This window comes from Corynebacterium capitovis DSM 44611 (assembly GCF_030440535.1).
In the GTDB taxonomy this organism is placed as follows: domain Bacteria; phylum Actinomycetota; class Actinomycetes; order Mycobacteriales; family Mycobacteriaceae; genus Corynebacterium; species Corynebacterium capitovis.
The window spans coordinates 1,718,717-1,743,834 of record NZ_CP047117.1 but is presented as its reverse complement, the minus strand read 5'-3'; the positions used below and the strand labels follow the sequence as shown (position 1 = coordinate 1,743,834).

At 65.9% G+C, this 25,118-nt stretch carries 21 protein-coding genes; 15 read left to right on the top strand and 6 right to left on the bottom strand.

Going from position 1 to position 25,118, the window contains the following annotated elements; translation table 11 throughout:
* Positions 1–34 precede the first annotated feature (34 nt).
* From CAPI_RS08525 to fbaA, 10 genes are all read left to right on the top strand, one after another.
* On the top strand, positions 35–1,381 hold the full coding sequence (locus CAPI_RS08525; RefSeq protein ID WP_018018226.1) for a sodium/glutamate symporter: 1,347 nt from the start codon (positions 35–37) through the stop codon (positions 1,379–1,381).
* 84 nt (positions 1,382–1,465) lie between these two features.
* On the top strand, positions 1,466–4,021 hold the full coding sequence (gene clpB / locus CAPI_RS08520) for an ATP-dependent chaperone ClpB (RefSeq protein WP_026157217.1): 2,556 nt from the start codon (positions 1,466–1,468) through the stop codon (positions 4,019–4,021).
* Positions 4,022–4,090: 69 nt separating this feature from the next.
* Positions 4,091–4,357, top strand: coding sequence for a hypothetical protein (locus CAPI_RS08515; RefSeq protein ID WP_026157216.1), 267 nt, complete (start codon positions 4,091–4,093; stop codon positions 4,355–4,357).
* A 33-nt stretch (positions 4,358–4,390) separates the two neighbouring features.
* A complete protein-coding gene (locus tag CAPI_RS08510) occupies positions 4,391–4,804 on the top strand; it encodes a DUF4265 domain-containing protein (protein WP_018018224.1) in 414 nt (137 codons plus the stop codon).
* A gap of 39 nt (positions 4,805–4,843) precedes the next feature.
* Positions 4,844–5,686, top strand: coding sequence for a sulfurtransferase (locus CAPI_RS08505; protein ID WP_018018223.1), 843 nt, complete (start codon positions 4,844–4,846; stop codon positions 5,684–5,686).
* Between the two features lie 31 nt (positions 5,687–5,717).
* Complete coding sequence (locus CAPI_RS08500) at positions 5,718–6,827, top strand: TtfA family protein (RefSeq protein ID WP_018018222.1); 1,110 nt, start codon at positions 5,718–5,720, stop codon at positions 6,825–6,827.
* A gap of 11 nt (positions 6,828–6,838) precedes the next feature.
* A complete protein-coding gene (gene pyrE / locus CAPI_RS08495; protein ID WP_040356969.1) occupies positions 6,839–7,387 on the top strand; it encodes an orotate phosphoribosyltransferase in 549 nt (182 codons plus the stop codon).
* Positions 7,374–8,024, top strand: coding sequence for a TrmH family RNA methyltransferase (locus CAPI_RS08490; protein ID WP_040356967.1), 651 nt, complete (start codon positions 7,374–7,376; stop codon positions 8,022–8,024). Before pyrE ends, CAPI_RS08490 begins: the two co-directional genes overlap by 14 nt.
* A gap of 54 nt (positions 8,025–8,078) precedes the next feature.
* On the top strand, positions 8,079–9,278 hold the full coding sequence (locus CAPI_RS08485; protein WP_018018219.1) for a glycoside hydrolase family 76 protein: 1,200 nt from the start codon (positions 8,079–8,081) through the stop codon (positions 9,276–9,278).
* Between the two features lie 51 nt (positions 9,279–9,329).
* On the top strand, positions 9,330–10,364 hold the full coding sequence (fbaA, locus tag CAPI_RS08480) for a class II fructose-bisphosphate aldolase (protein ID WP_018018218.1): 1,035 nt from the start codon (positions 9,330–9,332) through the stop codon (positions 10,362–10,364).
* A gap of 23 nt (positions 10,365–10,387) precedes the next feature.
* On the opposite strand, the gene CAPI_RS08475 is transcribed toward fbaA, so the two are convergent.
* Positions 10,388–11,641, bottom strand: a complete 1,254-nt coding sequence (locus CAPI_RS08475; RefSeq protein ID WP_051059750.1) for a YibE/F family protein — start codon at positions 11,639–11,641, stop codon at positions 10,388–10,390.
* Positions 11,642–11,791: 150 nt separating this feature from the next.
* Between CAPI_RS08475 and CAPI_RS08470 the strand changes: the two genes are divergently transcribed.
* A complete protein-coding gene (locus tag CAPI_RS08470) occupies positions 11,792–12,994 on the top strand; it encodes an FUSC family protein (protein WP_018018216.1) in 1,203 nt (400 codons plus the stop codon).
* A 21-nt stretch (positions 12,995–13,015) separates the two neighbouring features.
* Here the strand turns inward: CAPI_RS08470 and CAPI_RS08465 are convergent, their stop codons facing one another.
* Both CAPI_RS08465 and CAPI_RS08460 read right to left on the bottom strand, forming a co-directional pair.
* Positions 13,016–13,831, bottom strand: a complete 816-nt coding sequence (locus CAPI_RS08465; protein WP_018018215.1) for a PRC and DUF2382 domain-containing protein — start codon at positions 13,829–13,831, stop codon at positions 13,016–13,018.
* A 319-nt stretch (positions 13,832–14,150) separates the two neighbouring features.
* Positions 14,151–15,062 (bottom strand): hypothetical protein, encoded by a 912-nt coding sequence (locus CAPI_RS08460; RefSeq protein ID WP_018018214.1) that lies wholly within the window; start codon positions 15,060–15,062, stop codon positions 14,151–14,153.
* Positions 15,063–15,132: 70 nt separating this feature from the next.
* On the opposite strand from CAPI_RS08460, the gene CAPI_RS08455 reads away from it, so the two are divergent.
* The 4 genes from CAPI_RS08455 to CAPI_RS08440 all read left to right on the top strand — a co-directional run bounded on the left by CAPI_RS08455 (position 15,133) and on the right by CAPI_RS08440 (position 20,287).
* Positions 15,133–16,422, top strand: a complete 1,290-nt coding sequence (locus tag CAPI_RS08455) for an adenylosuccinate synthase (RefSeq protein ID WP_018018213.1) — start codon at positions 15,133–15,135, stop codon at positions 16,420–16,422.
* 53 nt (positions 16,423–16,475) lie between these two features.
* Positions 16,476–17,543, top strand: a complete 1,068-nt coding sequence (locus tag CAPI_RS08450; RefSeq protein ID WP_018018212.1) for an ATP-grasp domain-containing protein — start codon at positions 16,476–16,478, stop codon at positions 17,541–17,543.
* 173 nt (positions 17,544–17,716) lie between these two features.
* Positions 17,717–19,075, top strand: a complete 1,359-nt coding sequence (pta, locus tag CAPI_RS08445) for a phosphate acetyltransferase (protein ID WP_018018211.1) — start codon at positions 17,717–17,719, stop codon at positions 19,073–19,075.
* Positions 19,076–20,287, top strand: a complete 1,212-nt coding sequence (locus tag CAPI_RS08440) for an acetate kinase (protein WP_018018210.1) — start codon at positions 19,076–19,078, stop codon at positions 20,285–20,287. It abuts the gene before it with no gap.
* Here the strand turns inward: CAPI_RS08440 and CAPI_RS08435 are convergent.
* Genes CAPI_RS08435 through CAPI_RS08425 form a run of 3 tightly spaced genes read right to left on the bottom strand, consistent with a single transcriptional unit; the run spans position 20,284 to position 25,105 of the window.
* Entirely contained in the window at positions 20,284–22,662 is a 2,379-nt protein-coding gene (locus CAPI_RS08435; protein WP_018018209.1) for a serine/threonine protein kinase, read from the bottom strand. The two genes, CAPI_RS08440 and CAPI_RS08435, sit on opposite strands and share 4 nt — an antisense overlap.
* Complete coding sequence (locus CAPI_RS08430; RefSeq protein ID WP_018018208.1) at positions 22,659–23,666, bottom strand: glutamate ABC transporter substrate-binding protein; 1,008 nt, start codon at positions 23,664–23,666, stop codon at positions 22,659–22,661. The genes CAPI_RS08435 and CAPI_RS08430 overlap by 4 nt, the downstream gene beginning before the upstream one ends.
* Positions 23,666–25,105, bottom strand: a complete 1,440-nt coding sequence (locus CAPI_RS08425; RefSeq protein ID WP_018018207.1) for a GlnX family signal transduction membrane protein — start codon at positions 25,103–25,105, stop codon at positions 23,666–23,668. Before CAPI_RS08425 ends, CAPI_RS08430 begins: the two co-directional genes overlap by 1 nt.
* Positions 25,106–25,118 lie beyond the last annotated feature (13 nt).

Genomic DNA, 25,118 nt, shown 5'->3' with positions numbered 1-25,118 from the left:
AGTATGACAACAGAAATAAGGAGCACGCCCGGCGATGGATTTCACCCCGTATACCCTGCTTCTCGATGCCGGATGGATATCCGTCCTGCTCATCATCGGAAACGCGTTGCGCAATCGGCTGAAAGTCCTCCAGGCGCTTCTCCTGCCGGCGCCCATTACGGCCGGGTTGCTCGGCCTCCTGCTCGGCCCCGAGGTCCTCGGTGTGATCAACTGGTCGGACCAGGTGGGAACGTACACGACGATTCTCATTGCCGTCGTGTTCGCCTCCATGGCCTACTCGATGGAGCTTGGCGGCTCCGTCGCCTCCGGAGCGCGCAACATGTGGGCCTACTCCACGGCGATGTTCATGGGGCAGTGGGGCCTGTTCGTGCTGCTGGGGCTCTACATCTTCGCGCCGATGTTCGGCACCGAGCCGTGGTTCGGGATGATGCTGCCGGTCGGTTTTGTGGGCGGGTTTGGCACCGCAGCAGCCGTGGGGTCATCGCTGGGCGAAATCGGGATCGCTGAGGCGTCGTCAATCGGCTTCACCGCGGCGACCGTGGGCACGCTCGTCGCGATTGTCGGCGGCGTGATCGTTGCGAACTGGGGTATACGCACGGGCAAGGCGACGGAGATGCAAGGAGATCTTCCCGATGACCTGCGCACCGGTTACATCGTCAACGAGGGCGACCGCCCGTCGATTGGCAAAGCGACCACGAACCCCTCGTCCATCGAGCCGCTCGCCCTGCACGGTGGCGTGATCATCTTTACGGTGCTCGTCGCCGACCTCCTCAACGACCTGATCAAGAGCCAGTGGCCCAGCGTGTCCATTCCGCTGTTCGCTTTATCCTTTGTCATCGGTCTGATCGGCCGTGGCGCTTTCCGCGCGGTGAAGCGCCCGAACTACCTGGATAAGGGCACCATTTCGACGATCTCGGGCGCTGCCACCGATTACATGATCGCCTTCGGCATCGCCTCGATCGTCCCCGCCGCCCTCGCAGGATACTGGCAAGCGCTGCTTCTGCTCTTCGTCCTGGGCACCGTCTTCTGCGTGGCGTGGATGCTGTGGGCCGGCCCGCTGTTCTTTGGCACAAACTGGATTGAGCGCGGCATCTTCGGTTGGGGTTGGGCCACCGCCGCCGTGGCGACGGGTATCGCCTTGCTTAAGATGGTCGACCCGAAACTTAAGTCTGGCACGCTCAACGAGTACGGCGTTGCCTACGTTGGATTCGCGCCCTTCGAGATTGGGATGACCATCCTCGCGCCGATTGCCGTCATCGCCGGTGTGACGATGGGCTTTGGGTGGGCAGCCACCGCCGTCGCCGTGGTCGTCGTGGTTCTCTCCTTCACGTTGAAGTGGGTCCCCGTGGAAAAGAAACGGGCGGCACCCGCCCAAAAATAGTTTGCCTTGAGTGGAACAGACTCAACTTCCCGGGCGTTACGTCTGATGTAGCGATCAATCAGGAAGAAAGGACGGATGCGCTTCATGGCATCGTTTAATCCCACCACGAAGACTCAAGAGGCTTTGCAGCAAGCGCTGCAAAAGGCGTCGGCGAGCGGCAATCCCGACATCCGCCCTGCCCACCTGCTTGAGGCGATTCTGACACAAGACGACGGCATCGCCGCCCCGGTACTCAAAGCCACCGGCGTCGACCCAACCACGGTCGCCCGCGAAGCGGGGGAGCTCGTCGATGGGTTGCCCAAGGCGGAGGGCCAGAACATGGCCAACCCCAATTTCAACCGCGATGCTCTCAACGCGCTTAACACGGCGCAGGAGCTGGCCAGCGAGCTGGGTGATGAGTATGTCTCCACCGAGGTGCTACTCGCGGCCATCGCGCGGGGCAGTGACCCGGCCGCCGAGCTGTTGAAGAAGCGCGGTGCCACCTACGACGTGATCAAAGGCGTTTTCCCCTCCGTGCGCGGGAATAAGAAGGTGACCTCGCAGGATCCGGAGGGGCAGTTCCAGGCCCTTGAGAAGTACTCCACCGACCTGACGGCACGCGCCCGGGAAGGAAAGATCGACCCGGTCATCGGCCGCGACGCGGAGATTCGCCGCGTGGTCCAGGTTCTGAGCCGAAGGACGAAGAACAACCCCGTCCTGATTGGTGAGCCGGGCGTCGGTAAGACCGCGATCGTGGAAGGGCTCGCCCGCCGCATTGTCGCGGGCGACGTGCCTGAGTCCTTGAAGGGCAAGACACTCATTTCCTTGGATCTCGGTTCGATGGTCGCAGGAGCGAAGTTCCGCGGAGAGTTCGAGGAGCGGCTCAAGGCGGTGCTGGATGAGATCGCGTCGTCGGACGGCGAGATCATCACCTTCATTGACGAGTTGCACACTATCGTCGGTGCCGGCGCGACGGGCGAGGGATCGATGGATGCCGGCAACATGATCAAGCCGATGCTGGCTCGAGGCGAGCTGCGCCTTGTCGGTGCGACGACGTTGGATGAGTACCGCAAGTACATCGAAAAGGACGCGGCGCTCGAGCGCCGGTTCCAGCAGGTCTACGTGGGCGAGCCGACGGTGGAGGACACCATCGGCATTCTCCGTGGCTTGAAGGAACGCTACGAGGTGCACCACGGTGTGCGCATCCAGGACTCCGCGCTCGTGGCCGCCGCTGAGCTGTCCAACCGCTACATCACCAACCGCTTCCTGCCGGACAAGGCCATCGACTTGGTCGACGAAGCCGGGTCCCGCCTGCGCATGGAAATCGATTCCTCGCCGCAGGAGATCGACGAGCTCGAGCGTGTCGTGCGCCGCCTCGAGATTGAGGAGATCGCCTTGGAGAAGGAGTCCGACGAGGCGTCCCGCGAGCGTCTGGGGGCGCTGCGGCAGGAGCTTGCGGACCAGCGCGAGAAGCTGGGCGAGCTCAAGGCCCGGTGGGCGAACGAGAAGAGTGAAATCGACCGCGTCCAGGCCGCGAAGGAGGAGCTGGAGAAGCTGCGCAACGAGTCTGAGATCGCGGAGCGCGAGGGCGATTACGCGAAGGTGTCGGAGCTGCGGTACGGGCGGATTCCCGAGCTGGAACAGGAGGTGGCGGCCGCGGAGGCGTCGACAAGCGATGCGACGCGCACGATGCTGACGGAGGAGGTCACGCCCGACGTGATCGCCGAGGTCGTCTCGAGCTGGACGGGCATCCCGGCCGGGAAGATGATGCAGGGAGAGACCGAGAAGCTGCTCAACATGGAGTCGGTCTTGGGCGGGCGCGTCGTGGGGCAGCGCGAGGCCGTGGTCGCAGTGTCCGACGCGGTGCGCCGCTCCCGCGCCGGGGTGGCGGACCCGAACCGGCCGATCGGTTCCTTCCTCTTCCTCGGCCCGACGGGCGTGGGCAAGACCGAGTTGGCGAAGGCGCTCGCGGAGTTCCTCTTCGATGACGAGGCGGCGATGGTGCGCATCGACATGTCGGAGTACGGCGAGAAGCACTCCGTGGCGCGCCTAGTCGGTGCGCCCCCCGGGTACGTCGGCTACGACGCGGGTGGTCAGCTCACCGAGGCAGTACGCCGTCGCCCGTACTCGCTCGTGCTTTTCGACGAGGTGGAGAAAGCTCACCAGGACGTCTTTGACGTGCTGCTTCAGGTTCTCGACGAGGGCCGGTTGACGGACGGCCAGGGCCGCACCGTAGATTTCCGCAACACGGTGATCATCCTCACCTCGAACCTGGGCGCTGGCGGTACGCGCGAGCAGATCTTGGACGCGGTGAAGGTGCACTTCAAGCCGGAGTTCATCAACCGCCTCGACGACGTCGTGGTCTTCGAGTCGCTCACGCCGGAGCAGCTGGTCGGCATCGTCGACATTCAGCTGGGCACGCTGGCGGAGCGCCTGTCTGCTCGCCGGCTGACCCTGCACGTGTCCGACGCCGCGAAAGCGTGGCTGGCGGAGCGCGGGTACGACCCGGCTTACGGCGCGCGTCCGCTGCGCCGCGTCATCCAGCAGGCGATCGGCGACCGCCTCGCCCGCGAGCTGCTGGCCGGTTACGTCCGCGACGGTGACACGGTCAACGTCGACGTCGCCGAGGGTGGGGATGGCCTGAGCGTTGACGCGGCCTGAGTAGGTGGTTAGACCGGGGAAATAAGTGAGGGTGGGCAGGGACGTATCCCGACGTCTAAGGAGGAGTCCATGCCCACCCCACCCTCACTGCGCGCGGCTGTTGTCGAGGAGTTCGGTCCGGTCGTCTCGGTCCACGACCTCGACGTGCCCAAACCCGGGCCGTTTCAGGCCCTTGTCACACTCCGCGCCACCGAGGGGACTGGCCCGTCAAACCGCAGCTGCCATTTGTTCCGGGCCACGAGAGCGGACAACGCGTGCTCACTGGAGGAGATCATCGATGTCTTCGAAAGGATGCGGGCCGGTGGCGTCGACGGGCGGATGGCAATCAAATACTGACCACGTTCCCGTCACGGTCTACAGTCTGAAAGTATGCAGCCGACGACGACGATTATTACCCGCGTGGCGGTGCCCGGGGTAGATAATGAGCGGCTCGCCGCTCATCAGCTGGGGGATGACAAGTTCGTAGTCGCGAGTGTGCCGTTCGTGGACACGACGTTGGCACTGGGAGACATCGTGGAATGCGTCCGCGTGGACGGCCAGTTCCACGTGGACCGAGTCCTGGTCCGCGGAGGCGCTTCCACGGTGCGGATCCTGCCTGGTGAGGAGCTGCCCACTGACATCGCTTCGACCCTGCTCGCCTTCGGGTGCCAGGTAGAAATGGGCCCGGGCGGCATGCTCGCCGCGAGCATCGGCGCCGATTGTCCGCGCGAGGGCATCACGGAATGGCTCGACGGGTTGGAGGACGACGGCGTCATCCAGCAAGCTCCGGGGTACACGGCGTAGGCCCGGCACGAGCGGAACGCAGCCCTTACACTGGGGCGCATGAGCGTCTTCGTCTCCCCGCATGAGCTGCACGACCGACTCCATTCCGGCGAGAAACAGTCCATCATCGCTGTGCTGTGGGAGCCGAAAGAGGGCAAAGCGTGGTCGGCGTTCCAGTCGGAGCACATTCCCACCGCGATGTACTGCGACCCTTCCTCGACGCTGGCGGGGCTGCCCAGCCGCGAAACCGGGCGCAATCCGATGCCCCAGCTCGACGTCCTTAGCCGCGCGGTTCGCGAGTGGGGTCTCGCTGAGGATCACCCGGTCTACATCTACGACACCGGCGCGGGCCTCTACGCCGCCCGCGCGTGGTGGACGCTGCGCTGGCTTGGTTTCGGGGACGTCTTCATCGTCGATGGCGGGTTCCGCGCCTGGGATGCCGCTGGGTTCGAGACGGTGGCGGGCCCAGGCAACATTGCCGTGGGGGCCGCCGCTCCACTAAAACCAGGAAGCCTCCCCTCGGCAGACGCCGCGCACGTGAGGGATTTCAACGGCCTTCTTATCGACGCCCGAGAGCCGAACCGCTACAACGGCCTAAGGGAACGGTTCGACCTGAAAGCCGGGCACATCCCGGGTGCCGTCAACCTTCCCGCCTACGACCTGTTCGCTCCCGGTGAGAGGACGGTGCGCGACGTCGATGACATCCGGGACCGCTTCGCCGAGGCGGGGTGGTCGCACAACATCGGGCCAGAGGACGCCGTGGTCTACTCAGGGTCGGGCAACCACTCGTCCCTTCTCCTCGCCGTGGCTGAGCACGCGGGGTTGCCCGTTGTCTCGCACTACGTTGCGGGATGGTCGCAGTGGTGCGGCGACCGGGAAAACCCCGTGGCCCGCCACGTATAACTGCCGCCCGGGGCGGTAAAGTCAACGGGTGATGGCCTACGTACTCATCCTCCTCAGCCTCCTCGCCCTGGCCGGCGCGGTGGCGTTGTGGCGCTCGGATCCGTCGCCCGCGCCGAGCCCGCTCAAGGCACCCGCGAGCCAGCCCGAGCCCGAACCCGCTGCGGAAGCCCTGCCAGAACCTGCCCCCGAGGCGGACCCCAAACCCGATCCCGAGCCGGAACCCGAGGCCGGACCCGAGCCGGAAACGCAGGACGAAACCGACTCGGAGCCCGAGCGCGAGCCAGTGAGCCGACCGGCGCCGCGGCCGCACCGGAAGTCGGGGCTGCAGCTGCCGGGGGCGTCGAGAAGAGAGCGCCGTGCCTGGGCTGAGCGCCACAACTTCGACTTCACAAAGCAGGATGACCTGCTGGCGGGGGAGTGGGAACGCGGTGCAGCAGCCGGGGGAGAAGCGCCGAAAGACATCGCGTCCGGCAGCATATACGGCCACGACACGCACGTCATGGATCTTGGTGGAGTGACAGTCATGGCCATGCGCACGGGCGCGGCGAGCGACGTGGTCGTCGATATGCGGCGCGTGGGATTTACCTCGGATTCCTCCTCCGACTTAGTTGAGGTAGAAGAGGTGGGTGACTTCACCGTTCACGCGACCGAGGCCGGCCCCGCGCAGCGTTTCCTCGACGTGCGGGTTCGCACGGCGTTGGACCAGATGCCTGCCGCTGTGGCCGCGGTGTGGTGTGAGACGGAGTGGGTGCTCGCGCAGGCGAGTAGGGACACGGTCCCCGGGGACTGGGACGCGATGCTCGCGCCGTTGGGTCTTATCGCCGACGCCGCGCGGGTTCTGCCCCCGCAAACCTGGCGCCCGGTCGAGGCCGAGTACGCCACGCGCGAGATGGGGCGACCGCTGGTGGTGGCGGGGGGCGTCGAAAAGAGGGACGAGCCCACGCCAATCGTGCAGCGCCCCGAGGAGCCCTTGGAAATGCCCACCCGGGCGACGGGCGGGATGCTGGGTACTGTCGATCACCGCGCCGTGGGCAGCGATGAGGTCGAGGCGATTGCCGACGGTTTGTCCGCCCCCCTCGATGCCGGGGACCTCACGCGGGTTCGCCGGGACCAGTCACCGCCGTCCATTTTCGATGACTAATCTCGTAGACCATGAGCACTGTTAACGTGGCCGATCGCGCCGAGCTGGCAGACCTTGTCAAGGACCTCGCCGTGGAGCACGGCACAGTCACCCTGTCCTCGGGGAAGGAAGCGGATTACTACGTGGACCTACGCCGGGCGACCCTGCACCACCGCGCGGCGCCGCTCATCGGCACCCTGCTTCGGGAGCTCACTGCTGATTGGGACTTTGACGCCGTGGGAGGGTTGACCCTGGGGGCGGATCCCGTAGCCTCCGCCGTCATGCACGCGTCTGGGCGTGACATTGACGCGTTTGTCGTGCGGAAGGAAGCGAAAAAGCACGGCATGCAGCGGCGGGTGGAGGGGCCCAGCATCGCGGGGAAGAAGGTGCTCGTGGTCGAAGATACGACGACGACTGGGTCTTCGCCCTTGACGGCCGTGGAGGCGTGTCGCGCGGAGGGGGCGGAGGTCGTGGGCGTCGCCACCGTCGTCGACCGCGCCACTGGTGCGGATGCGGTGCTTCGCGAGGCGGGCTTGGAGTACCGCTTCCTGCTCGGTTTGGAGGATCTTGGACTCGCCTGACAAGGGGCCGACCGAATGGGGCGAGGGGCGCCACGGGGTCGGACCGTGGGAGGGGCCTCCGCCCAAAGGGCCGCAGTTTGACCCAGTGTTGCTCGCGGAGGGCGATCGCCGCAACGTCGTCGACGCCTACCGCTACTGGTCACTCGATGCCATCAACGCGGACCTCGACACCCGCCGGCATCCGTTCCACGTGGCTATCGAGAACTTCGAGAACGACATGAACATCGGCACCGTCGTCCGCACGGCCAACGCGTTTTTGGCGCAGGAGGTCCACATCGTGGGCCGGCGGCGTTGGAACAGGCGCGGGGCGATGGTGACGGACCGCTACCAGCACCTCCGCCACCATGAGACCGTGGCTGATCTTTTGAGCTGGGCGCGCGATCACGACGTGGCGGTCGTCGCCATCGATAACGTCCCGGGTTCCGTGCCACTGGAGACCGCCGAGCTGCCCGAACGCTGCCTTCTCCTCTTTGGTCAGGAGGGACCCGGCGTCACCGACGCCGCGCGCAGCGGTGCGGAGATGACGTGTTCCATCGCCCAGTTCGGGTCGACCCGGTCGATAAATGCGGGGGTGGCGGCGGGTATTGCTATGCACGCTTGGATCAGGCAGCACGCAGACCTGAAACAATCCTGGTGAGTCTGGCAATATCTAACTCGATCAACCTACTTGCTTCGAGGAAAAGGGGCGCCCGTGCTGGAAACCTGGCCGCATCGTGCGGATTTGGCGGAAGCAGCCATCACCGAGCGCCACGCGTCTCGGCTGTGGGGCCTGCCGCGGACAAACCTGGCCACGGTGGCGTGGCCACCGAGCTGGCGGGAGTCAACCTTTTGGCACTGGCACTACTGGTGGCAGGCGCATTACCTCGACTGCCAGATTGACGCCGCTGTGCGCCGGCGCACCCCGCAGCGACGACGCCGAATCAATGACACGCTCCGAGGGATCTGCCTGCGCAGCCGGGGAAACGTGACCGCAAACCGGTATTACGATGACAAGGCGTGGCTGGCGCTGGCTTGGAACCGGGCGCTGAGCGTGGACGGCGTCGACTACACAAAGCAGCTTTCGGCTCTCGAGTTCGACATTCTGGCAGGACTTGACCCGGTGACCGGGGTGTTGCCTTGGAGGAAAAACGAGACGTTCTACAACGTGCCCGCCAACGGTCCGGCGGCGATCCTCTTCGCCCGCACGGGACGCCTGGACAAGGCGCGGGAGGTCACGGATTGGATCTACGACAACCTCGTGGCCGACACCGGACTCATCCAGGACGGTCTGCGCATGCGCATGCACGGCCCCGAAGCGGTGAACAAGATCTACACGTACAACCAGGGCACGGTCCTCGGTGCGAGTGTGGAGATCGCGTTGGCGCTGCGTCACGACGTCGGGCTCGGCCACCGCGACCCGGTTGACTCCTTCGACCACTCCGACCGCGCCGATGCCTCGGTGTTCTACGTCACCCACATCCGCGCCCTCGTCGAGTCGATCGCGCTCCACTTGGCTACCCCCCAGGGCGTGCTGTTGTGCCCGCCCCACGAGACGCGCGACGGCGACGGAGCCCTGTTCAAGGGCATTCTGGCCCGTTACCTCGCCGACGTCGCGGTGCGCTTGCCCGAAGACAGCCGGGAGAACATCGCCACCAAAAGGGTCGCCTCTCGGATGGTGATTGCATCGGCGGAGTCTCTGTGGGAGCACAGGCTGGAGGTCGACGGCCTTCCCGTCTTCGCTTCCGAGTGGACGCAGGACGCGCGGTTGCCTCACAACTACGGTCTCGGGCCGTCGTCGATTAGCGAGGCCGTCGGCCTGCTTCGTATCGACGAGCGGGACCTCTCCGTGCAGCTGTCGGGCTGGATGTTGCTCGAGGCGGCGGCGAAAGTGGCGGCTGCGCAGGCGCGGTAATAAAGGCATACTGGGGGAGGTACCCGATATAAAAACCGGAGGAGTATAGCAATGCCAATTGCCACCCCAGAGGTCTACAGCGCCATGTTCGATCGTGCGAAAGAGGGCGGGTTCGCGTTCCCGGCCATCAACTGCACGTCGTCTGAGACGATCAACGCCGCGATCAAGGGTTTTGCCGAGGCTGAGTCCGACGGCATCATTCAGTTTTCTACCGGTGGCGCCGAGTTCGGCTCCGGTCTCGGTGTGAAGAACAAGGTCGCCGGGGCCCAGGCGCTGGCGGCGTTCGCGCACGAGATCGCCAAGAACTACGACGTCAACATCGCGCTGCACACCGACCACTGCCAGAAGGAAGTGCTGGACGAGTACGTGCGCCCGCTCCTCGCGATCTCCCAGGAGCGGGTGGACCGTGGCGAGCTGCCCCTGTTCCAGTCGCACATGTGGGACGGTTCCGCGATTCCGATCGACGAGAACCTGGAGATCGCACAGGAGCTGCTGGAAAAGGCCCACCGGGCGAACGTCATCCTCGAGGTCGAGATCGGTGTTGTCGGTGGCGAGGAAGACGGAGTGGAGGCGCGCGCAGGCGCAAATCTTTACACCACGGCCAAGGACTTTGAGAAGACTATCGACGCCATCGGTACCGGCGAGAAGGGGCGCTACCTCCTGGCAGCGACCTTCGGTAACGTCCACGGCGTGTACAAGCCGGGTAACGTCAAGCTGCGCCCCGAGGTCTTGGAGGAGGGCCAGCAGGTCGCGACCGCCAAGCTCGGCTTGGACGCCGGTTCCAAGCCCTTCGACTTCGTCTTCCACGGCGGGTCTGGTTCGGAGAAGGAAAAGATCGAGCAGGCCCTCAGCTACGGCGTTGTGAAGATGAACGTGGACACCGACACCCAGTACGCGTTCACGCGCCCGATCGTCACCCACATGTTCCAAAACTACGACGGTGTGCTCAAAATCGACGGCGAAGTGGGCAACAAGAAGGTCTACGACCCCCGCTCGTACATGAAGAAGGCCGAGCAGGGCATGTCCGAACGCGTCATCGAGGCGTGCCACGACCTCCACTCTGTGGGTAAGTCGCTGTCTAAGTAAGGCCCTCGCTTCTGGGCCTAGCGTTAGGCTCTCGCCCCTTCGCCCGCGGATTGCGGTGGGCGTGGGGGCGCCACTGTGATTGCGGCCACGCCCGTGGTCAACGGCACGGCGAGGACCAGCGCAATTGCCCCTGTCACGGAGCGCAGGATCTCGGTTGCCATGATGTCGGACGTGAGGACCTGGCCGATGGGCCGGTCCGAGAGGGTGAGCAGAAGTAGGGTGGGCAAGGCCACCCCCGTGTAGCTGAGTACCAGGGTGTACACGATCGACGCGATGTGGTCGTGGCCCACCCTCATCGCAGAGACAAACACTTGCCATGGGGACGCCTGTGGCCGGGTTTCGTAAAGCTCGTTGACGGTCGAGGCTTGGCCGATCGTCACATCGACTAGGACGCCGAGGGCGCCGATGATCATGCCGGCGAGCATAAGGCCGCTGATGTCGACGCTCGGGAGGTACAGCAGGATGCTGAGGTTGTGCTCGTCGCCGAGCCCGCGTATCGATGTCGATGCTACCGCCGCGTGAGACAGCCACCCGGACAGCCCCACCGCCAACAGAGTGCCTCCCATCGCAGAGGCCGTCTTCCAATTGACGCCGTGCACGAGGAACTGCACGGCGAGCAGGACGGCGGCGCTCGTGGTCAGCGCAAGGCTTACCGCGTCCCCGCCGCGGATCAAGGCGGGCAGGAGGAAGACGAGGACAACGCCCAGGGTCGCTGCCAACCCGATCAGCGAGAGGGCGCCGCGGAGCCCTCCGACGAGGACGATGAGTGCCAGTGCCACGAGGCACCACACCCACATTGCGCGGTCGCGCTGGAAATCCTGGAACGTGTAGATAGCTGCCCCGTCGCTTCCGGAACTGTCGGTCCGAGCGAGGACAATCCGCTCGCCCTGGGCGAGGTGCGGGTTTCCCGCCACGTCGGGGTAGGTGACCAAGAGCGCTTGCTTGCCTGCATCCGGCCCCTCGTTGATATCAACGACGGCCAGCGTGCAGTCCCCGCCGGTGAGGGCGACAGGTGGGGTGGTGATGACTTTGCCTTGCTCGGTTGTTGAGCAGGGGCCGGATCGGGTGGAGGCCACGGTGGCGTCGACAAGCGGTCCGTTCATCGCTGTCTGAGCCTGGAATGAGTCGCTGACCTCGGGGAGCGGGCCACGCGGCCACTGCGCAACGAGGCCGGCCACAGTGGCACACGCGGTGAGTAGAAGCGCTACCGCAAGAACTTTTTGCGGTAGCGTCCACGATGTGGCGGTCGGGCGCGGTGGCGTGCTGTGGCGTCCCATGTATCAAGGTCCTCCGGCGTCTCACTCGGATGGCGCGAAGCGCGTCCTGCGCCCCGGTGGCATCGTACGGCACCGCTGCGCGAGCTCCCCTATATTGGAGGGTTTCCCGGGGTAGGGGTGGGGGTCCGACGGACGGGCTATGGTTGCGGTATGGCCAAAGAACGCATGGGGACTCGGGACAGGCTGAAGGTCATCGACGATTCGATCCTGGCGCGGCTGCGACGCGTTCGAAAGAGGTTGCTGCCCATCACCCAGATCGCGATCGCGGCCGGGTTTGCGTTCTGGATCGCGTCCCACGTTTTCGCGCACACGCGTCCCTTTTTCGCCCCGATTTCCGTGGTGATTGTCATCGGTATGACCGGGGGAGAGCGGATCAACAAGGCGGTGGACATCTCCCTGGGATGCGTCCTCGGGGTGCTTGTGGGGGATCTACTCTTCGCCAGGTTGGGGTCAGGTGGGTGGCAGATCTCGGTCGTCGTGGCGGGATCGCTGCTGATCGCGTCCTTCTTCTCGAAGTCGCAACTGGTAAACAACCAGGTGGCGATCGGTTCGATCCTCATCGCGACCATCCTGCCGCCGGGCGGGGAGGTCACGGGCATCGACAGGACCGTCGACGCCTTCATCGGCTCGGCGGTCGCCTTGCTCACCCTAGCGCTCATTCCCCAGTGGCCGGTTGCCCGGGCGCGCGCGGAGATCGGCCGGGTGCTCGGTTTGGTGTCATCGGTTCTCGATGACGTCGCCGACGGGCTCCGCACAGGAGAAGAGGGCAAGATCGAGGACGCGCTCGAGGCGATCCGCGGTACGCAAGATGACATCGACAAAATGTCCAGCGCAGTGCGCTCGGGCAAAGAGTCGGCCACGCTCTCGCCTTTGCTCTGGAGCTCGAGGCGCTACCTCTCCTCCCTGGCGCGCGTCATTCCTCCGACAGACCAGGCGGTCCGCACCACACGGGTCCTCGCGCGCCGGGCGCATGTTCTGTGTGAGGACAACGACTCCGTAAGCGAAAAGCAGATCGAGGTGATCGACGAGCTCGCGCGCGTCTGCCTCGAGCTATCGGAGATCTTCGACGGCGATTTGCGCAACACCCAAGCCACTGCGATCCCCAAAGCCGTCAGCGAGCTGCGCGTTCTCGGCCAACAGGTGGGCCTCAACGCGCTCGAACCCGATGCCGTCTTGTCGGCGTACGCCATCTTGGCCCAGTCTCGGTCTCTTGTGGTCGACCTCCTCCAGGTGTGTGGAATGTCCCGTGAGTCTGCCGTCGCGGTTCTCGTTCCGACATCGACCACCCCCAAATATCCGTCGGAGATCTATCTCAAAGACAAAGAGAACACCCCCCGGCCCGACGAGGGCTAGGGGGCTGATTAAGCGGCCGTCTTAGCGACGCTCAGTGCGGTCCGCATCGAAGCCGCGGGTCTCGTCGACGACGTTGCCCTCGGTCTCAATGCGCTCCTTGCGAAGGTCCTCGGACACGTGCTCGGTGTCGCGGATCGTTTCCTTATCCAGGGACACCTTCTCCACCGGGACGGACTCCTTGGAGACGTTGACGCGCTCCTCGTGCAGGGTGATCGCTGCTTCGTCGTCGCCCAGGCGGCCGTCGTAGTTGGCGCGCTCAGCGCCGGAAATCGGCTCGCGGGTCACGCGGACCTCTTCGCGCTCTACCGGAACCTCGACGGTCTGGTTCTCGGTCACGACGTACTTGCGCAAGCGAACCTGGCCAGCCTCGACGCGCTCCTTATCGACGTTGAGCTGCTCCTCGGAGCGGACAATCTCGTCGTTGTCGCCCACGGTGCCACGGCGGTCAGCCTCGTAGCCGGCGCCCGCGAACCCTGCGCCAGCCGCAGCGCCGCGGCCCGCGCCGTAGGAGGTGACATCCTGGGCGGACTCAAGGCCGTAGTGGCGGTAGAACGCCTGCTGGTCCTCGGTGGTGAGATGGCCGCTCTCGTCCAAGTTCGGGGCATCCTTGATGCGATCCTTCGGGAAAGCGAGGTGCAGCTCGCCGTCGCGCAGGCTGTGTCCGCGCAACGGAACAATGGAGTCGCCGCCACCGAACAGCCCGTGGCTGACAGAGACGAAGTCCGGCTGGCCGGTGGTGTCGTTGACGTAAACGTCCTGAACACTACCTACCTTGTCGCCATTAACGTCGAAAGCGGTGGCATTGGCAAGATCGTCAATCCGGTTGTAGTCGGTCATGGTGTCTGAATTCCCCTTCTGTTGGGTGGCTTGCTAACTTTTATCTATCCCGCCGTGGCGGGGTGTTCGCCAGCTCGTTGCCGGCAACACCATCGACGCTATGGGCGTCCCCGCGCTTTTGCATGGACAGCCGTTCAAGAACTCGTCTTAATTAAATCTTTGTGGTTCCGTAACCCCGGTTTCGGTAAAAGCGGTCGCGCCCCATCGACGACCTGCGCGAATCGGGGTGGAGCGGGGGTGGTGGCGAACGCCCCCCAGGGGGTCGACGTGCCCAGAAATGCATCCTTGTGGGCGAGTGTGAAATAAATCACACCCGTCGCTAGTCGAGAAGCTTGACGCTCTGCAGGTCCCGCAAATGACGGTAGAAGGTCGCGGTGTCCACCGGGTGTTTCCGCGAGACGCCGTCGACGGTCACCGCAATGTTCCGGCCCCCCGTCTGCACAGCCCGGCCGGACACCATGCTGGCGGGATCGCCGACGCCGCCGGGCACCGAGGCCCTCCGCCTAAGAAATTCACCCCCGGGCAGTCGGCGGAGGGCTTCCAAGCGGCGCGGCGATAAACGCCCGGGCTGGCCCTCGGCGAGTGCGGGGGTGACCAGGCGCACCGCGGCGATACCCGGAGCCGTGTTGGTCGGCACGAGACGGGCCCCGAACGCGCCGTGAAATCGAGCGCTCTTGCGTGAGCCGTCCCGATAAAGCAGGACGGACGAATCGACGACGATCTCACCGACGAACTCCTCGGTCCCCACCGCGTGCGTTATCGTTGCGGACCCAGCCACCACCTCCCCCCTGTCCGAACGAATGCAGGGGGAGGGAGCCACGGGGGCCTCGAGCGCGGCGGCGAGGAGGTCGCTGCGGCTCAGACCCGCCAGCCCCCAGACGGTCGCCGCGGCGGACGCGGGGTCCTCGGGCACGTACGCCACCTCGGCCCAGAGGTAATCCCGGCGCATCATGCGCGACAGCACCGCGCCCAGCGCGGCGTCAGAACCCGAGACCACGACGCGCAGCCTCTCCCGGGGGCGCTGCGGGGCGAGCCGCGGCTCGCCGAGGTGATCCACGCTGGGGGAGGCCTGGATCTCAGCGAGGGAGGGCGTGTCGTCCTCCGGAAGCAGTTCGGCGGCGATCTCATCAAGGAAACGCAGGTCGCCCCGCCCCGGGATGGCGGGGAGGGGGACGGTCGCGGTGGCGTCGATACGCGTGGGCGAGCCGCACGCACAGTGAATAAGACGCATGAGGTTCACGCTACAATAGCCGTGCTCAACCGCTCCTCCTACGCAGGATGCCCATCTTTAAGGAGAAAATATGTCCGCCATTGTCATCGTCGGAGCCCAGTGGGGCGACGAGGGTAAAGGTAAGGCCACGGACATTCTCGGTGGCAAGGTCGACTACGTGGTCAAGCCCAATGGCGGTAACAACGCGGGCCACACCGTGGTTGTCGGCGGCGAGAAGTACGAGCTCAAGCTCCTTCCTGCCGGTGTGCTTTCTGAAAACGCCACCCCGATCCTGGGCAACGGAGTGGTGATCAACTTGCAGGCGCTGTTCGAGGAGATCGACGGGTTGGAGGCGCGCGGCGCGAACGCTTCCCGCCTGCGCATTTCAGGCAACGCCCACCTCGTCGCGCCGTACCACCAGACGCTCGACCGCGTGCAGGAGCGCTTCCTAGGCAAACGTGCGATCGGCACGACTGGGCGCGGGATCGGCCCGACCTACGCGGATAAGGTCGCCCGCGTCGGTCTACGGGTGCAGGACATTTTCGACGAGTCGATCCTGCGCCAGAAGATCGAGTCCGCCCTCGACGTGAAAAACCAGATGCTGGTGAAGATGTACAACCGCAAGGCCATCGAGGCCGACGCGATCATGGACTACTTCATCGGTTACGCCGATCGGCTCAAGCCGATGGTGATCGACGCGGAGTACACGCTGAATGAAGCGCTCGACGAAGGCAAGAGCGTTCTCCTCGAGGGTGGCCAGGCCACGATGCTCGACGTCGACCACGGTACGTACCCCTTTGTCACGTCCTCCAACCCCACTGCGGGCGGGGCGTGCGTTGGCTCCGGCATCGGCCCGACCCGCATCACCGCCAGCCTGGGGATCATCAAGGCCTACACCACGCGCGTGGGGGCGGGTCCCTTCCCCACGGAGCTGTTCGACAAGTGGGGCGACTACCTGCAGACCGTTGGCGGTGAGGTGGGCGTCAACACTGGCCGCAAACGTCGCTGCGGCTGGTACGACTCGGTCATCGCGCGCTACGCCACTCGCGTCAACGGATTTACCGATTACTTCCTGACCAAACTCGACGTCCTGACGGGTATCGGGGAGATCCCCATCTGCGTGGCCTACGACGTCGACGGCACGCGCCACGACGAGATGCCCCTGACGCAAACGCAGTTCCACCACGCCGAGCCGATCTTCGAGACCATGCCCGCCTGGGAGGAAGACATCACCGAGGTCAAGGACTTCGAGGACCTGCCCCAGAAGGCCAAGGATTACGTCCTGCGCCTCGAGGAGCTCTCCGGGGCACCCATGTCCTACATCGGTGTCGGCCCCGGCCGTGACCAGACGATTGTGCGGGGCGACGTCCTCGCGCGGTAGCGTATCGACGCCCACCGCTTCCCCCCTCCCAGCCCCGCACCACAGGAGAACTTATGGCCGCGCCAGACAGAAACCAGGTCCTGATACTGGGTGGAGGCGCCCTTGCGCACAAGCTGGCCGCCTCCTTCCGTGACCTCGGCGTCGCCCCCCACGTGGGGAGCCTCGAGGGCGGGGTCCCCGCACACCTCGCCTACGCCCCGCCCGCACTCACGGTGGTGTGCGAGCCGGCCTCCCCCGAGCAGCTCAGCGAGCTGGAAGACGCCACCGGGTCGTTCATCGTCCCCTCCGTCGAGGCCTGCGCAATGACCCGCAACCGCGAAGGCGTGCGGCGCACCGCCGCCGAGCAGCTCGGGCTGCCCACCTTGGACTACGAATTCGCCGGGTCCTTCGAGGAGCTGCAAAACGTGGCCGAAGTGGTGGGCTACCCCTGCGTGGTCAAGCCCGGCACATCCACCGGGGGCCGGGGCCAAACCGTCGTGACGGGGTCCGATGACCTCGCCGAGGCGTGGGAGAAGGCCTACGACCCGAGCCGGGACGGCCGGGTTGGCGTCGAGAAGTATGTGGCCTTTGACTACGAGTGCACGATCCTGGCCGCCCGCTCGATCGACCCGCAGACGGGCCAGCTGGCGACGTGGTTTTGCGAACCGACCGGCACCCGGCACGAAGGGGGGCGACTTGTGGAGGCGTGGCAGCCCGCAGCCTTAAGCGAGGCCGCCATGGACAACGCGCGATCCATCGCCGCGCGGATCATGGGTGCCATCGCGGCGCGCGGGCTCTACGCCATCGACCTCTTCGTCAGTGGCGACGACGTCTACTTCTCCCAGGTCTGCCCCCGTCCCTGCCTCGATGGCATGCTGACCGCGGTCACTCAGCGCGTGGGGCAGTTCGACCTGCACGCGCGCGCCGTGCTCGGCCTTCCCATCGATGTCACCTTGGTCACCCCGGGTGCGGCGCGCGTGGTCGAAGGCACCAGCGCCACGCCCGAGGAGCTCGCCGCCGCCATGTCCGTTGAGGAGACGTCGGCACAGGTGCTTGACGACGTCATATGCGTCCTCAGCACCGGTGAAACCGTCGACGAGGCCCGCGCTCGGGCCGAAGCGGGCGCGGCCGCGCTGGGGTAGGTGCGCGCTCCCCCCATCTTTCCGATCCCCCGTGCGAGCAGCGTCGCGCCGCTAAACTGAATTCTGTTTGCACGGTCAAACTATGGACACTACCGCCGTGCTTGCCTGCCAGGTTGCCCGGTGAGCGCCGGGTCAGCCCGCGATTTGGATCGGACGGAAGGAAAGGTGGATCGATGACAGCTCCGCAGTCACTACTCGTTACCCTCGCAAACCGAAACTTTGACGGTATTGACCTCGACGGATTGGCCGCCACACTGAACCTGCGGGTGGCCCGGGTCGGTGAGGGCAGCGACGTGGCAGAGGTCTACAGCCGGGACCTGTTGGCGGAGGGCCCCGCCCTCGTCGAGGGCACCGGTGACCTGAGTTTTGATAGCGAGCTCGCCGCCACCCTCGGCACACCCGTGCTGGTCGTCGCCGACGACGCCTCGCGCGAAGAGCTGGTTCGCGCGCGCGTGGAGGAGGCGGGCGCCACGCTCATCAAGGTCGTCACCGCCGACGAGCTCGACGGGGACCTCAGCATCCCAAGCGACGTGAAGCCGGTCATGTCCCCCCTGGTCTTCGAGTCGTGGCTGCTCACCCGCGCGCGCGAGAACCGTGCCCACATCGTCTTGCCCGAGGGGGAGGACGATCGCATTCTCCAGGCCGCCGCCCAGCTGCTCGAACGCGGTGTGGTCCAGCTGACCATCCTGGGGGACTCGGACGACATCACCCGCCGCGCAGGGGAACTTGGCGTCGACATCTCCCGCGCGACCCTCGTCAACCACCTCGAGTCCGAGCTGCTTGAGGAATTTGCCCAGGAGTTCGCGGAGCTGCGCAAAGCTAAGGGCATCACGCTGGATCAGGCGCGCGAGACCATGCGCGACATCTCCTACTTCGGCACGATGATGGTGCACAAGGGCCTTGCCGACGGCATGGTGTCGGGCGCCAACCACACCACGGCGCACACCATCAAACCGTCCTTCCAGATCATCAAGACCGCGCCCGGCGCTAGCGTCGTGTCTTCGATCTTCCTCATGGTGATGCGCGGCCGCGTGTGGGCCTTCGGAGACTGCGCGGTCAACCCGAACCCGACGGCGCAGCAGCTGGGGGAGATCGCGGTGGTGTCCGCAAAGACGGCAGCGCAGTTCGGCATCGACCCGAAGGTGGCCATGCTGTCGTACTCCACCGGGACCTCCGGGACCGGCCCCGATGTGGACAGGGCTGTTGCCGCTGTCGCCGCTGCCCGGGAGCTCGACCCGGAGCTCGCGGTCGACGGGCCGCTGCAGTTTGATGCCGCGTGCGATCCGGGCGTCGGTAAGAAAAAGGCCCCCGACTCGCCCGTCGCGGGCCACGGAAACGTGTTTATCTTCCCGGACCTCGACGCCGGCAACATCGGGTACAAGATCGCCCAGCGGACGGGCGGCGCGCTCGCCGTGGGCCCCGTGCTGCAGGGTCTGAACAAACCGGTCAACGACCTGTCGCGGGGAGCGACGGTCCCGGACATCGTGAACACTGTCGCGATCACCGCAATTCAGGCTGGGGGAGCGGACTAGATGTATTCGCTGGTTATTAACTCGGGTTCCTCGTCCGTCAAGTTTCAAATCGTCGACCCGGCATCCGATGCCGCCTCCGAGCCCTTCGTCTCCGGGCTGGTGGAGCAGATCGGCGAGCCCGCTGGGCGCATCACCATCAAGCACGGAGGGGAGAAAGACACTTTCGAGCTGCCGGTGCCGAACCACACGGTGGGGTTGCAGAAGGCCTTTGCGATGCTGGACGACAAGGGCATCGGCCCTGGCCAGTTAGACATCACCGCCGTTGGCCACCGCGTGGTGCACGGGGGCATGGTGTTCTCGGAACCCGAGCTCATCTCCGACCCCGTCGTGGAGAAAATCCGGGAGCTCATTCCGCTGGCTCCGCTGCACAACCCCGCCAACATCGACGGCATCGAGGTTGCCCGCGAGCTCCTGCCGGATATTCCCCACGTCGCGGTGTTCGATACCGGGTTCTTCCGCCACCTTCCGCCCGCCGCCGCGGTGTACGCGATCAACGCGGAGGTGGCCAGCCAGAACCAGATCCGCCGGTACGGCTTCCACGGAACGAGCCACGAGTTCGTCTCCTCCCAGGTCCCCGGCATCATCGGCCGGGAGCCGGAGCACACCCGGCAGATCGTTTTGCACTTGGGCAACGGGGCGTCGTGTTCCGCGGTGGAAAACGGGCGCCCGATCGATACGTCGATGGGCCTGACGCCGCTGGCGGGCCTGGTCATGGGCACGCGCTGCGGTGACATTGACCCGGGCATTATCTTCCACCTCGTGCGGCAGGGCGGGCTGGATATCGATGAGATCGACAACCTGCTCAACCGTCGTTCCGGTGTGAAGGGCCTGTCGGGCGTCAACGACTTCCGCGAGCTGCGCGCCATGATCGACAACGAGGACAAAGACGCCTTCATGGCCTACAACGTCTACATCCACCAGCTGCGGCGCTATATCGGCTCCTACATGATCGCGCTGGGACGGGTGGATGCCATCACGTTCACCGCGGGCGTGGGTGAAAACGACCGTTTCGTGCGCTGGGACGCGCTGGAGAACCTGGAGATGTACGGCATCAAGCTCGACGCGGAGCGCAACGCCGCGCCGAACGACGGGCCCCGCATCATCTCCGCGGATGACTCCGCCGTCAAGGTGCTGGTTGTTCCCACCAACGAGGAGCTGGCGATCGCGCAGAAGGCGGCGCGGGTGGCGCAACGCCAAGGGGCGCGCGCCTAGAACCAGGTGGCGGGCCGCACCTTGTTCGCCATGTCCACCAGCGCGTAGCGGTGGCGGGCGTAGGGGGCGACGCGGGCCTGCTCTCGCAGCGTAATGGCCAGGCCGCGGCGCAGTCCGCGGACGCTGAACTCGAACTCGAACAGGGGGTGGCTCGAGGCCGCTTTTGTCACCCCGGCATCGCGCAGGAAGGTCAGCCCGGCGCGCAGGACGTAGACCTTGATCTGCAGGAAGCGGGGTTCGGTGCTGGGGATCTCCTCCAACCGCCGCGCCGCTCGCCTGATGCGCGATTCCGTGAGCTCGGCGGAAACAAGGTCCAAGATCGTGGTCAGGCGCGCCATGCGCTGGTGCCGGGATGACTGCGGGACGCGGTCGAGGGCGGCGACGGCCAGCTCCACCTCGTGTTCGGCCATGAGCAGGCGCGCGAGCCCGAACGCAGCGGACACCGTGGTGGGGTTGGTCAACCACACCAGCGAATACAGTGCGAGCGCGTTGTAGCCCAACACGGCCGGTGAGGTGCCAATCACCTCCCACTCGGGCGTGATGATGCCCCGTTCCTCCCAGGCCTCGAACACCGAGTCGGGCAGCTCGCCCAGGTTGCTGCGTATTCCGGTGGTCGCCCGCGCGAGCGCGTCGTCGAGGATTTTGACGCGCCGGGGACCGGACTGCTGCAACAACAACTCATCGATGGCCGCGATGGCGAGCTTCGGTGCGGATTCACCCGGCACCATGCGAAGCACTCGCACGAAATCGCGTTTCGCCTCCACGAACTCGCCGAGCAGCGTGTTAGTCACCCCGGAGTACCAGGAGTGGCGCCAGTTGCCGCTCAGGCGGTCGGAGAGAGAGGACAGCCACGTGCGCGCCTGGTACGTCAAGCCCATGTCCAGCATGGACCGGACCACGCCGAAGGGGATCTCGGTGGACTGTTCGTACTGCGGGGTCCGCATCGCTTGGCGTAGATTCTCCAGCGTCTCCTGAGGCTCCTGATACGACGAACCCTGAATCATCGACGCGCCCACGTCTGAACGGTCGATCAGCGGCGCGGGCAGCGCGGCGACGACTTCCTGGGGGGTGATTTCGACGGTGCGCGAGATGCCGTCGATAAGCTGATCCGTGCGAAAGACGAGGTGCTTCGTGCCGAACGTCGTGCGCTGCGGCGAGAAGAGGGAGTGCTGCGCAGGGTAGGTCTTGCCGTCGCGGATTGCGAGGCATTCACGCAGCACGCCGAGCAGCTGCGCCTCCAGCTCCACGATCGAACCGAAGCGCTGCTCGGGGTCGGGGTTGCAGCAGCGCATGATGAAGCGGTAGAGCGAGAGGAACCGGCGAAACGTCGGTTCGTGGGTCGGCGAGGGAATGCTCGCACCGGGCAGGCGCACGATCAGCGAGGCCAGGGTCCGTCCGATGGTGTAAATATCGCTTCTTATCGACGGCCCCTGCGACGCTACCTCCGGCGCCTGAAACCCCTTCGTGCCGTAGATGTAACCGAACGCCCCGATGCCGGAGACCGCCCCGAGGTCGATGAGCTTGACCTGGTCCTCGGTGACGATGATGTTATCGGGCTTGAGGTCGTTGTAGACCACCCCCCGCGAGTGCAGGTAGTCCAAAGCGGGCAGGACCTCGAGGATGTACGCCATCGCGATGTCGACGGGCAGGAGCCGGTTGGGCAGCATGCTGCGGCGCTGTCGTAGGGAAGGCCCGCCGACGTACTCCATGACGATGAACCCACCGGGAACGCGGGGGTCGTCGACGAAGTTGAAAATCTTCACAATCTCCGGGTGGGTGATGTCCGCCAGAAACTCCCGCTCGGCTGCCGCTGCCGCCGCCTCGTCGCTGGTCTTGGTGGATTGCAGCCCCTTGAGCACCACCACGCGCCCGGCCACGTGGTGATCGTTGGCCAGGTAGATCCAACCCAAACCCCCGTGCGCGATGACGCCCATGATTTCGTACTGGCTGGCCAGGATGTCACCGGGGTGAAGCTGGGGGAGGGGGGTGCCGTGCTCGGCGTGGACCTCCCCCGGGTCGATCAGCGCGTCGCGCGGGTTGACGGGCGGGACCCAGGGCAGCTCCACCATGCCGTCGGCAACCAGGCGCGCCTGGCGCTTCGCCCCCCGCAGCTCGCGGAAGGTATCCAGGGCCCGCCGGCGGGATCGTTGGGCGGTGTTTTCCTGCGCGCTGCGCCCCTCACCGTCGCGCAGCTTGTCAAGGTCGCGCAGCAGCTCCGCGATGTCCCCCAGCTCGGCATAGTCCTCGCCAGCGGAGGGTTCCTCCTCGTCGTCGTCATCGGCGAAGGGGTCGAAGGCGACGGCCTCCGTCGCGGGCTCGGCGCCGGGTTCGGGGTTCTCGGCGGGAGCGTCGGATGGGTGGTCCTGATCCGTCATTGGGGCTTTTCCTCCTCGGTGCGGTAGCGGGGCTCCGGCGGGACGGGGCTGGCCAGGGTGCCCGAGAGCCAGGAGTTGTACAGCCGCGCCCACGTGCCGTCGTGACGCACGCGCTCGAGCGTGGCGTTGACCTGACGGACCAGCCCGTCGTTGCCCTTGGTCACCCCGATGGCGTAGCTTTGCGAGCCGTAGGATTCACCGACCACGTCCAGGTGGGGGTCCTGGGCGGACAGCCCGGCGAGGATGACGTCGTCGGCGAGGATCGCGTCCGCCTGGTACTGCTGCGTCGCCATGAGGCAGTCGGTCCACGTGCGGGTGCGCAGGATCGGGCTGTCGGGGGCGAGTGTGCGGGCCAGCTCCACGACGTTCGAGCCGTCGACGGCGCACAGGGTGTGCCCGGCGGTGCTCGCGATGTCGGAGATCTCTTCTCCCATCGGGGTGAGCAGGCGGATGCTACTGCTCAAGTAGGGAACCGAAAAATCGACCAGCTCGGAGCGCTCCGGAGTGATGGACATCGTGCGCACGACGATGTCCACGTCGCCGGCTTCTAGCGCACTGACCCGCTTGCTCGAGTCGACGAAACGGAAGTCGACCTTACTCGCGTCACCGAAAATATCGAGCGCGATCTGCTTGGCCAGGTCGACCTCGAAGCCGCGCAGCTCACCGGCGGCGGCATCGCGGTATGACAGGAGGTATTGGTACTGGTCGACGCCGACGATGATGCGGCCCCGTCGCACGATGTCCGGGACCCGCTTTTCGGCGTCTCCTGTGCCCGCTGTGGCCCCGCTATCCGGCCGAAGCGAGCCCTCCCACGACGAGGCATCATTGAAATCCCGCTCGGGAGCAACGCCCGCCGCGTCGAGCTCCGCGCCGGGCGGGAGGGGCAAGCCGGAGTACGCGAGGGGAGGGTCCGACGGCGCGGTCGGTGCGGGCGCGGCCGTACACCCGGAGACGAGGGCGGCCAGGAGGAGGCAGGCGCCGGAGGCTGGGTGAGCGCGCCTCATCACAGGTACTCCCCGAGTCGGCGGCGGATCCCCAGCCAGATGGCGGCGATCGACCCGATGCTGAGCGCGAGAACCGTGCCGGACACCGCGCGTGTGGCGTCGAGGGAGGCGTTGACGTATTCGCGCTTATCGGCGCGGGACTGCTGGACCAGCTCATTGAACACGGAGTCCAGCTGGGCGTAGGAGCGGGCGGTGGAGTCGTGACCGGGGTCGGTGCTGGTCAGGATGTCAATCGCGCTGTCGAAGCTGCCCTCATCGAGCGCCGTGACGAGCTCGGCGTGGGAGTGTGACCAGCGGCCTAGGGCCGTGCGCCCCGACTGGATGAGGTAGGGGTCGGAGTTTTCCTCCGCCGCGTCGAGGGCGCTGCTCACCGCGCTGTAGGTGGCGGAAAAGGTCGACGTCTCGGTGTCGGCCGGCTGCCGGCGCAGCAGCGCGAAGATCTCGTTGGTCCGCGCTTCCTGCGCGTCGATGCGCGCGGTGGTCAGCTGCTCCCAGGGCGTTGACGCGCGCTCAAAACCCATCACCCCGGACCTCCACGCCGCGTAGTTGGCCGCCCCAACCCAGGAAATCGAGACGAGCATCAACGCCGTCGCAACCAAAAACCCCTTGTTCAGACGGCGCCGGAACACGCGCCACAAGTACCACTGGGCGGCGAGCAAGAAAACAAGGGCCGCGACCAGGCCGGATAGGGGAATCCACTGCGGCGAGGACAAACGGGCCATCTCCGCGGTGACCTGATCGCGGGTGAGCTTGAACAGCTGGGAGGCGTTGTCAAGCAGGCGCTCCCTCATGATGCCCGAGGCCTCGGACATGTAACCCGTGCCCACGGGATTGCCCATCCGTTGGTTCGTCTTCGCGCGTTCCATGACCCCCGCGTAGATGGGGATGTCGCGCTGGATTTGGGTGACCAACGCGCGAATGTCCTCGCGGTCGCTGCCCGTGTCGACAGTGCCTTCCAGCACCTCGTTGGCGGCGACAACCGCTCGGTCCAGCGAGGCGCGGTAGAGGTCGACGTCTTCCTCCGGAACCGCGCCCGCGGAGACGAACCCAGTGGCGGAGACCGTGTCGGCCTGGGAGAGCGAGGTGTACAAAACGTGGGCCGAGTTGCTCATCGGTTCCGTCGAGTTCACAAGCACGTCCAACGACTGCTGGCGCAGCGCCATCGACTGGCTCATCGACCACCCAGCGGCGAAGAGCGACAGGGAGAGCACGATCATCATCGCGATGAGCTGGCCGGGGGTGGTGGTGGTGAAGTCACACACCCGGCGCAGCCAGCGCAGTGGCTCGGAGAAGGTGTCCTTAACGGTGCGGGTGCGCACGTTGTCGGGGCGGGATTCGAGCTCGTCGAGCCAGGCATCGTCGGTGTCATCCGCGAGCGCGGGCAGGGGCGCGGCGCGGATGTCGCTGCGGGCCGTCGCCTCGGTCCTAGCCTCGGTCATTGCCCTAGAATAT